Here is a 10580-nt window from a genome sequence, read left to right on the forward strand (position 1 = left end):
TTTTCATACGTTTTTAGAGGTGCCCTTAACTCTTGTGCATGATAGTGCACTTGATTTGGATTGATGAGATAGCGACGGATATTAAGCATCAAAGAACCTGATCCCATCGCAGGATCTATTTAGACGTTGTCTTTGATACTCTGAGATTTTCCCTGACCCAAAATTTCAGAGTATCAAGGCAAAATCTCAGGGTTCAAAGGCAAAGTTTCAGAGTATAACATGACAGTTTTGGCTTTACCTCACCATCACCCTTCTTACTCGATAAAATGTATGCAAGAAACGCCAAGATGTTGTAGCAAGGCGCTTTCCTTTTTATGCTTTGGGCTTAATTTTCCCCTTAGTTAATACAGCCAAGGCAACGCTGAATGCCAAAGCAGTTCCCCTCTTTATAATAGTTCCTCTGTGTTCAGCTCTCTTGTTTTTGTGGTAACTACAATATTTATCCCCTGACGGTATTTCTGTATTACATCCTTTCGCTTTACAAATGTTCTGCTCCACTTTCCTCTTCCTCCTTATAAAAATTCATAGTCTCAGGTAAAAAATGCACTTCAAGAAATTCCTCATTATTGTCGAGAAAATCAATTATTTCAGTTGATGATTCTAAAACATTTTTCGACAAATATGTAAAAGGATTAGTTGAAGTTGGCGGTAGATGACCATCTAAAAATAAAGCATCTTCCCCCGAGAAATCACTCAAGATCAGTTCTCTGAAATCACTAACAGCGTAATTGAGAGCATCATATTCTCCTAACTCTGCTAAACTTGCAATTTGGAAGCTAAAGGCGTCCTTCATGTAGTCAAGATTATCAAGTGCTGCTTGAGCCAAATGTGCTTCTACATCAGCTTTTTTTCCAAACATATCCTTTAATGGATTGCTCTCGTCACGAGATAACTTCAACTGTTCCTTAGTTTCATACAGCTGGTTGAGCAATAAATTCCTCGCATCGGTCGCTTGAGACAATGACTCAATCAATAAAGCCTTTTTCATATCAGGATCTTTCGTAAGAATCGCCATCTTGAACTTATCTTCTGATGATTGAACCTCCGCATATCTGTTTAAATCAAAATTTCTGTTAACCCTGTTAATCTTTCCATCAAGAATTTCTAGTTTATTCGAAATTTCTTGCATCTTAAGACTTAAACCTGCGGAAGCGATTGTTGACCCCAATTCAAGTGGCATTTCTTTAATTGGCAATTGCGTATAGAGTTGCCCTGTCTTTGCATCTCTTAGTATTCCAACGGCTTCTCCGGTTGCTCCCTTTTTACTGAAAACTAGCTCTCCATTTGCAATTTTCTCGGCTAGTTCTTTCGAGATATCCACCACTTTTTCACGACTCTTGCCAACCGCCTCTATAAGCTGAGGAACATTAGCAAGTTGCGAGGTCAAGTCAGAAACCAACTTTGATTTCTTCTTTTCTTTATATCTCTGAAGAGGCCGCCTCCTCAAATCAAATTGTTCTTTTTTTGAGACCTCTGCATCAGGTCTAACAATTATTTCTTCTTTTTCTTCCATAGCTTTTCCCTACCTACAAAAAAATTCCTTCGGAACTGTTTATTTCCACTTAATTGAGTACTTAAACCCCAATTGATTAGCGAATTTCTCAATCTTACGCTTTGTATCTTTTCTTGAAAAATTGGTATAAACCCAAATACCATCAGCCACTTGTGCCGAGTTAGGCCTTCCATTGTAGGTAGACAACTTACGCCCTAATATTACCCCAGCGGTTGGCTCATCATCAACAATCATTTCTTCTATCTTATCTGTATAGTCTCCACTGGCAATGATTGCTTTTACAAAATCAATCAGTAGACCACGAGCAGAGCTATTCTTTACTTGATGACCATCATATTCAATTTCGAATAGTCCAGAGTTACTAATAATTGATGATGACAAATTCGTATCCTCTGATGTTCCAAACAAGTCAATATTCGCAATCTCATCAATGATTTCAAAGACCGTTTCATACAGTTGATTCGATTTTGCTTTCTGCAACTTATCGATATAGGACGTATTGCCCACTGTTGAATTAGTCAAATCATATTCCGACTTTTCCTTGAAATCTTGAATCAACCTTTTTTCAAGATAGTCCGTATCAGCTTTCGACATTTTCCCATCAGAACGAGCAAAAAATAGTACTGACTCTACCCAGCCCTTATCTTCTTTCGAGAAATGCTGAGACAGTCTTTGTGAAATAGTTTGTCCTGCTGCTTGCCCCACATAACGTTTGTTTCCACCAATTAGAACATACACGGCTGGAAATTCGGAAAAATCTTGTTGCTTCAAGTATGGCAAGTCACTACGATTCATTGAAACCAGAATTGCTGGTTCACGTTCAAAGTAGGAAATGCTATCTTTCTGACTATCTGAGAAAATAAAAATCTGTTTCAACGTTTGACACCACCCATCACCTGAAATAATATGCGAACGCATATACACATTAATTTTAACACAAATTGTGTGTGCAAGTTGTGAACAACTTAAAAGGCGGCTGGATTTCTCCAACCGCCTCAACTTTTGATATTAGATTGTAACTTCTGATCCGTCCTTGAAAGTCACAGTTACTTTTTCACGTCCTACTTCAATCACTTCAACTAAGCGATTAAACAATCTCTCGTCAAATTCATCAATCAAATCAGTTTTTTCTAAATTTTTCAAGAACATCTCCACCTGTTCCTGATTACCTTGCCTCATGGATATTTCTTCTTTGACTTCGCCTAACCGATCTTCAGTTTCATCAAATTGTTTGACTAAGGAATTATAATTGCGTTCATATTCAGCTTGGTCTATGGCAATTCTGGCATTTTCATTTATGAGTGCGTTTATCTCATCTGCCAACTGATTAAGGTTACTTTCAAGTTCTTCTTGCTCTTTGGAAAGTTCAGCAGTCCCGAATAAAAACTCCTTAGCCTCCTCAAAATTCCTGATAATCTCGTCCTTAATCTCGATTAGCTGGTTCGCAGCTTTTATAAATAGCTCTTTGACCTCATCGTCAGTAAGATGCGGTGTTTGACACTTATCGTCATTCTCATATTTGCGATTGCATCGCCACACTCGCCTCCGATATTTGGTATTGCTATGCCAAACCTTACTGCCATACCAACCACCGCAGTCACCACACCTAATCTTACTACTGAATACATTGGCAGTGCTAATTCGATTCTTGCCAGTTTTTCGTAACGCCATCATATTTTGAACCATATCGAATACTTCGGGTTGAATTATTGCTTCATGATTCCCCTTCACGTAGTATTGAGGAATTTCACCCTCGTTGGCTTTCTTCTCCTTTGACAGGAAGTCCACCGTGTAAGACTTCTGCAACAAGGCATCTCCCTTGTACTTCTCGTTGGTCAGTATGGATTTAATGGTAGATGGATTCCATTTCTGCTTTCCTATTACAGTTAAGGTTTCAGGCTCATCTGTCAGAATCTTAGAAATGGCATGTGGCGACTTCCCCTCTAGGAACATCGCATAAATTCTCCTCACTGTTTTCGCTTGCTCTGGATTAATTACCAGATTTCTATCTTCTCCCATGTCATAACCCAAGAAACGTTTGAATGGAACTGTCGCCTTCAAGCGGGATGACTTGTTCAACTTTATCGGTAAAGATTTGCTCCTCAAACTCCTCTAGGCCAAGTGCAGTTGCACACGCCTTTTTAAGCATCTTCTCTGGAATACTACGGGCATCGCAAACTTTAACTCCCTTCTCGCTTTTATTCCGACAGGTCCAAATGTAATAGACTTCCTTATTCTTCCCTTGACTCTTTCCGCTTCGTCTAAAGCTTTTGCCACAATTCCCGCATTTTATTTTTGAAGTAAAACAAGTTGTTTTTATCGACCTATTGGCATGGGCTCCAAGTTTTCTTCGCCTTGCCTTCTCATCTTGAACTGACTGCCACTCTTGCATAGGGATAATGGCTTCGTGATGATTTTCAACGAAATACTGGGGCAATTCACCTTTATTCATCTTTGACTTTCCGGTGATAGGGTCTGAAGTATATTCCTTCTGAAGGAGTAAATTTCCAGTATAGGTGATGTTGACTAAAATTTTTCGGACGGATGTTGCCTTAAATGGTCCACCCTTCATCGCCGTTACTCCCATCTTATTGAGTTGCCTTGTCGTGTATTCAGCCGATAATCCCCTCATGTAGTTTGCGTAAATCAACCGCACAACCTCTGCCTCTTTGGGTTCAATCACTAAGTCTTGACCTTCCCAGCGATAACCATAGATATTAAACCGCCCGTTAATCCTGCCTTCCTTAAATCGTTTCTGAATAGACCATTTGATGTTATTCGAGATACTGCGACTTTCTTCTTGAGCAAATGAGGCAAGTATTGAAAGCATCAATTCTCCATCACCGCTGAGTGAATTTATCTTCTCCTTCTCGAACCTCACCTCGACATCAATTGCTTTTAACTTTCTGACGGTTTCAAGCAAGTCTACGGTATTTCGAGCAAATCTGCTTATGGACTTCGTCAGTATGATGTCCACCTTACCGTCTTCCGCATCTTTAATCAGTCTTTGAAATTCTGACCGAGCATCTGTTGATGTGCCTGAAATCCCACCATCTGAGTAAACACCCGAATATTCCCATTCAGGGTTCTTCTGAATCAGGTTTGAATAGTAACTGACTTGAGCCGAGAGTGAATGCATGGTTCTCCCCTTATCAACGGAGACCCGAGCGTAGGCTGCCGCACGTTTTCGCTTGTTAATTTTGGGCTTTGTGGGTTCAATTTTTTGTATTATCTTCATGGTTTAATTCCTCCTTTCCCACTTACATACATCACTCTTTTCCCCATTTATATCAAGTCATAAACCTAATAATGACGGGATTATCGGCTTATATTTCTCTATCAAAAAATCCTTCATTTTGTTAAATTCATCTTTGCTGATTAGCCTCATTTCGAGTAGCTTTTGAGCCTGACGAATGCTTAATTCAAAAAGGATCTCGTTATGATTATTCATCACAGTCACCCCCTCCGAATCGATATGGGGCTGTACTTCATCCCTTCTTCGAGAACGGCTACTTTACTGGCATTGGATGACCCTCCAAAGGTTGCGTTCCAACTTTCACGGATGCGGACTGGATCTTTCAATGTTCCTGGATGTTCAAGAACACCACCGGGATTAGCACCATTCGCAAAGAACTTAGCTCCATACTCCTCACAGGCAATAGCCATACCAATCGCATTCTTAGCCATGGCAATAGGCGAATATCCTACCAAACCATCAAATCCAAGCCCAGGAATATGAAGAACTTCTGCCTTAGAAAGCCTAACTTGTGGTCCAGAATCTACCGTATAAAGATAATAAATCTCTTTATTTTGGTCGCGATTGACCGTCATTTTGTCAGGCATTAGCGGATACAATCCCACCACTTCACCTTTGCCGTTTCTGATGATTTGAGCATAAGCATTTCCCCAAAGCAATAAATGGGTCATGAGCGTTTCTCGAAACACGAATGAAGTCATCTCGCTATTTGGCTCATCATGGAGCAAGAAGTAAAGCGGATGGTCGACAGCCTTTTCTTTCCCACCGCCATCACGATACTTGTAACAGTGTAGGGGCAAGCCTGCGACCGCCTCGGCTAAGATGCGGACACAAGAATAGACAGCCGCCATCTGCATTGAACTTTGTTCAGTTACGACTTTACCAGCCGTTGTCCCACCAAACATAAATCGGTAGGGGGAGCTGATTGTTTGGTTCATTGGTTTATCTCTCGACTTAAATAGTCTGTTAAATATTCCCATCGGTTACTTCCTTTCCTGATTTTTGGGTACCAAAAAAGCACCTCAGTTTGAGATGCTTTTCTTTGCTATCTTGTACGCTGTGTTGATCTTCCCGCCGTTTATATAATATTCCTCGATTTCTTTTACAAGTGGTTGTAAGTCCTCCTTTTTTTCACCGAAAACAACCTCTCGGATATAGAGAATTAGGGCGGCATTCCGAATATAACGGTAGCATTTCTTTTTGAAATTATCTGTTTCTTCCAATCCATCATGTAGTTTGAATTGAAGGTAATTTCTTAAATGGAAAAGCTGAGATTTCGTTTCATACCTATCCCCGTATATCTCTGACAGGATAATCCAGTCCCGTCTTCCAGATTTCAAGTTATCATCTTCGAGTCCCTCTTCAGACTTAAAAATGACTTTTGAATGTTCGGTATCCGGTTCAGAATCCTCTATTTTTTTCAAAACATATCCTACCGTATATTCATCATTGTTCACCTCGGTAACCTCCTTCCAGCAAGACATAAAGTCTTATTTTGTTAAAAAATCTACAATCCAATAACCTACATATGCCCAACTCAACAAACCATGGATGATTGCTGATAGAAGTGAATGATAGGTGGCATAATGCATTCCTGCTGCGAACAGAAAACCTGCTCCATAGATTCCGCTCGACACATCTACACTAATGGATCTCTTTTCCATATGAATACCAACTTTCCAGAAATTTACGAATTTAAATTCATTTTATTATACACATAGTTTTGTCTAAATAGTGAATTACAAGATAAGTAAGCCTCTCTCTTTCCTTCACGATAAGCGATACGGCTAGTCGATGATAGTTCGAATAATTGTCTGCTGTAACCTCACTACCTTTGATTTCAACAATAAGCTGACCCAGCTCCTCCTTCGTACCGGCACTAACTTGCGGAAGAACATTTTCAATGTTCAGCACTAACTTTTCCAAAGCTTGCTTAGTGGACTCGTAATTCAGAGCATCCTTTTTAGCTTTTTCAGCCGCAATTTTATTTCTCTCATCATCTTGTTTTTTCTTTTCAAGATTTCCCTGAGCTTTCAGTAGTATTTCATAGTTCACATTATTGGAAGCCAAATCCTGTACAAATTTATCTATGAGTGATTTTGTTATCTTCTGCCTTTGATAATAGTCCCTTACCAGACTTGTAACATCAACCCAATTACCATCATCAATTTCTAATTCAATCTTGGTTTTTTTGTAGGCAATCCAGTTCCCACTGCCTCCACCCCAATCTTTAATTTGATAGCCTTTTTTCTTGTAGGCAATCCAATTCTGCTTCCCCTGAAATGTGATACTCTCAGATCTAGTATATCTGACACCTACTGCTTTGTATTCAAACTCGTTATCTGCCAAATGCCTGTCTCCTTATAAAATACTTTGATATCACTCGAACAAGAAGTCAGAAATTCTATGTGCAGCTTTCTCAGTGGCAATCTTGATATCGTCTTTCACCCACGTATCTTTATGGTAACCAACTAAAGCTTGCGCTATTTTGTATTGGCTACCAATGAAACCGTGGTGGCTTGTGATAGTATTTTCCTTTTTAGTTCTAAACCAAGCATCACCAATACCACGATTGATTTCTGATTCAAGTAGTATCTTATTTCCAAGTTTCTCAGCATATTCATGGAATTCTTCTGGTTCAGTGAAACCTGCATCTGCCATGATATTTTCTCTATTCAGACCACTTTGTGGCATCACGTGTTCAATATCAACGTTACCGTAAATATTAAACTCTTGATCATGTTGCTTACAATGTACATATTCATTCAAGAAAATAATAGAATTTGGTACGCCACTTTCCATAAGAGTCTGAAGGATGTCTTCCTTATTAAAGGCCGTAGAAATGTGTTTCTTTATTTCTTCAATTAGTTCTTCATCACTAACTATATCAACCTGACTGTACTTCAAGTTGATGCGTTCCAAAAATCCTTTGAAATTACGGTTTGCGTAGGCAAAATCGGTTAACTCAAGAATTGCTCCAAGTCGTAATAAGTAAGTCAGGTACTCTTGATTCATCGGTCTAAAATATAAATAGCTTGAAACAAATGGTTTGAGGTTACTGTTAAACTGATTCAGAATCTTTCCTAACTCAGTTCTTTCAAAATCACCTAAGTTATCCAAAATTGTATTCAACGAATTTGTAAATTCCACATCATGCTTCAATAATTCTTTATTCTTAGCAAAGAATGCACGAATCCCAGGATTCCTTGTGATAGCCCCATGTTGTTGCGATAATTGGACGAAAATATAATGCGTCATCAATAAATTCAAATTCAGTGATGAGTGATCCGTTTTATTTACTATCGCTTGCCAATTGGATTCAAAAGTTTTTCTCTCAGCTGCGTTGGCAGTTGCTTTGGAAACGATTACCTCAATTGGTGTTAGTGGAACACCAGTGCCATTTAATGAGTTAAAGATGTTTATTGCTTGATCGGTATTGAAGCTCGTGATGGTGATAACCTGACAATATTTGATAAAATGCTCTGCAAACTCAGCAACTTGAAAATTCGTTAGCTCATCACAATATTTCCAGAAGTATCGAAAATTCTTATAGAAGTTAGTAAAACGATTGTCTTTTTGACGTCTGTATATTTGCGTAACTGAACCAGCGATATCTTCAAAGCTCTCACCAATTAGAATCTTCTCCATATCGGCTGCATACAACTCAGAAATAGATTCATTCAGGTACTTAATATCAGTAGGCTGCAATTTATAATCGCCTTTTCGATAATAAAAAGAGTTGTCCTCATTTAAGTTATACAGCATCGAAATAATGCTACTCTTGAGTCTGTTCAGCTTTTCGATCAATTTAGCGTTTTCCAACGTTTCATCCGATAGTTTAGCTGACTCCTTATTTATCTTGAGTAAGAGAGCTTTAAGTAAAAGCATGAAGGTGGTTGTGCGTTGTTGACCATCAATAAGGGTTACTTCGTGATCCTCTCCAGATTCTTGAGCAATCAAGATAGCACCAAAAAAATAATTATCTTGGCTCTGTTGGTCGAAATTTTCTTGATGGGTCTCGATATCTTCTATGAGCTGCTCACATTGGGCAACTTGCCAAGCATATGGACGCTGGTAACTTGGAATATAAAATTCTTTACGATTAAAATATTGCTCAATCGTTTGTAAGTCGGGTTGGATATCATTTCTTATCATCAGCGTAACTCCCCTTTCAAAGTTGTTAGATATATTATAACATAAGAACGTTTTCTTTCGTTGATAACTTAATAAGGCCTCAGAGGTTAACTGAGACCTTATCATGGATGTGTTGAAATCAACCTTTAAACACTACCGTCCAATTTGGATGGCCTTGCGCATGCATTTCAGCCGCCTGCTTCGTCAAGTTATCAAAGATAACATTCCCAAAGTTGTCTACAACTGCACATTTGTTCATGATGTTGCCTCCTCAAAATGTTTTTTACTTGTTAGGTTTAGTCTTATTCCTTGTGGTTTTCAAGGAATAAGACTAAAAGATACTGTAAGTATATTTTGCGAAATCGGCTACCCTTCCACCTCAGTACCATCCTTGAACCGTACCACTGCTTTCTCCCTCGATACCTGAATGCTATACTCTGATAGGCTTCTTCAAAGTTCTTATATTTAAATTGATACACCTACTCTCTTTTTAAATGTCCATGCCAAGATTCAAGACTGGCATTATGATAAGGGTATCCCCTTCGACTGAAAGAGTGAGTCATCCCATAATACTTAAGCAACTCTTCATACTCTAGACTCGTATACTGGCTTCCTTGGTCAGAATGAAGAATAACAGCTTCTGGATAGTCTTGTGATTTAATGGCCTTATTTAAAGTTCTTTGCACTAATTCTATAGTCATTCGCTTGCCCAAATCCCAAGCAATGACTTTTTTAGTATAACGATCCATAATGGTTGAGAGATAAGCCCATCCTTGTTGAGTAGGAATATAAGTAATGTCGGTTGACCAAACCTTATTTTTCTTTGTAGGTTCAGTCTGTATGAGATTTTTTCGATTGATGTGATCACTTAGTGAGTATCCAGGCTTAAATTTCTTAATGACTACAGACTTGAGTTGAAGTTGCTTCATTAGCTTCTGTACCAGTTTTTCCCCTTGTTTAAATAGAAGATGATGAATTTTAGGAGCACCATAGATTCCTCGGTTAGCATTGAAGAGTTGAGAAATTTTGAGTGACAGGTATTGTCTCCTTAATTGAGTTTTAGATGGATGTCGGTTAATCCGTTCATAATAACTTGATTCAGGAACATCAAGGAGTTGACAGATTAGTCTGACATTGAGTGCTAAAGTTTGTATGGTTTGAGCCATATCCGCAGCACTCACTTCTTTTTCTCGGCGAATATGGTCAATACTTTTTTTAAGATGTCTCGTTCTTCCTTAACTTTAGCCAGTTGTCTTTTTAATTCTAGAAAATCAGCTTTAGAGACGAAGCTTTCATTAGATTTAGAGTAGAGGTCTATCCATTTATAAATTGTTGCAGGGGCCACGTCGTATTCTTTAGACAGCTGGGTGACGGACTGCCCAGAATGATAGAAGTCGATAAGGTTTTCTTTAAATTCTTGTGAGTAGCGTTTTTGCATGTTTTTGTCCTTTGTCTAAATTATACAATAGTGACTCTAAGATTTAAGGATAACATCATTGATTACGTAGTGCCTTCTTACATTTAGCTCTGGTAGAATATATAAGTCTAGGTTCAGTATAAAAGTACTGTTCAAAAAAATTACTAGTTATTTTTATTCATTAAATTTGCTATCCATAAACCGTCCAATTCCCAGTACCTTCATACATTATAAAGGGCACCTCTAATAACTACCAATTA

The 10580-nt window shown here is 38.5% G+C and carries 8 protein-coding genes and 2 pseudogenes; all 10 read right to left on the reverse strand.

Features of this window, described 5'->3' with window-relative positions:
* Positions 1 to 478 precede the first annotated feature (478 nt).
* Complete coding sequence (locus RU86_RS11085; RefSeq protein WP_096815359.1) at positions 479 to 1513, reverse strand: hypothetical protein; 1035 nt, start codon at positions 1511 to 1513, stop codon at positions 479 to 481.
* A 39-nt stretch (positions 1514 to 1552) separates the two neighbouring features.
* A complete protein-coding gene (locus RU86_RS11090) occupies positions 1553 to 2389 on the reverse strand; it encodes a GIY-YIG nuclease family protein (RefSeq protein ID WP_096815364.1) in 837 nt (278 codons plus the stop codon).
* 132 nt (positions 2390 to 2521) lie between these two features.
* A complete protein-coding gene (locus RU86_RS11095) occupies positions 2522 to 3532 on the reverse strand; it encodes a recombinase family protein (RefSeq protein ID WP_096815360.1) in 1011 nt (336 codons plus the stop codon).
* A 1-nt stretch (position 3533) separates the two neighbouring features.
* Complete coding sequence (locus tag RU86_RS11100; RefSeq protein ID WP_245810520.1) at positions 3534 to 4751, reverse strand: recombinase family protein; 1218 nt, start codon at positions 4749 to 4751, stop codon at positions 3534 to 3536.
* A gap of 57 nt (positions 4752 to 4808) precedes the next feature.
* Entirely contained in the window at positions 4809 to 4964 is a 156-nt protein-coding gene (locus RU86_RS12520; RefSeq protein WP_373711012.1) for an SHOCT domain-containing protein, read from the reverse strand.
* Positions 4965 to 4981: 17 nt separating this feature from the next.
* Positions 4982 to 5749: pseudogene (locus RU86_RS11105) on the reverse strand (phage portal protein); the annotation flags it as partial.
* Positions 5750 to 5791: 42 nt separating this feature from the next.
* Positions 5792 to 6226, reverse strand: a complete 435-nt coding sequence (locus tag RU86_RS11110) for a hypothetical protein (protein ID WP_096815361.1) — start codon at positions 6224 to 6226, stop codon at positions 5792 to 5794.
* Positions 6227 to 6470: 244 nt separating this feature from the next.
* Positions 6471 to 7118 (reverse strand): BAR domain-containing protein, encoded by a 648-nt coding sequence (locus RU86_RS11115; protein ID WP_096815362.1) that lies wholly within the window; start codon positions 7116 to 7118, stop codon positions 6471 to 6473.
* Positions 7119 to 7148: 30 nt separating this feature from the next.
* The gene (locus tag RU86_RS11120) at positions 7149 to 8924 is read right to left on the reverse strand and encodes a DUF262 domain-containing protein (RefSeq protein WP_096815363.1); all 1776 of its coding nucleotides are present in this window, start codon (positions 8922 to 8924) and stop codon (positions 7149 to 7151) included.
* Between the two features lie 461 nt (positions 8925 to 9385).
* A pseudogene (locus tag RU86_RS11125) lies at positions 9386 to 10341 on the reverse strand (IS3 family transposase); the annotation flags it as partial.
* Positions 10342 to 10580 lie beyond the last annotated feature (239 nt).

Origin of the sequence: Pseudolactococcus piscium (assembly GCF_002441695.1) — a bacterium.
GTDB classification, from domain to species: Bacteria; Bacillota; Bacilli; order Lactobacillales; family Streptococcaceae; genus Pseudolactococcus; species Pseudolactococcus piscium.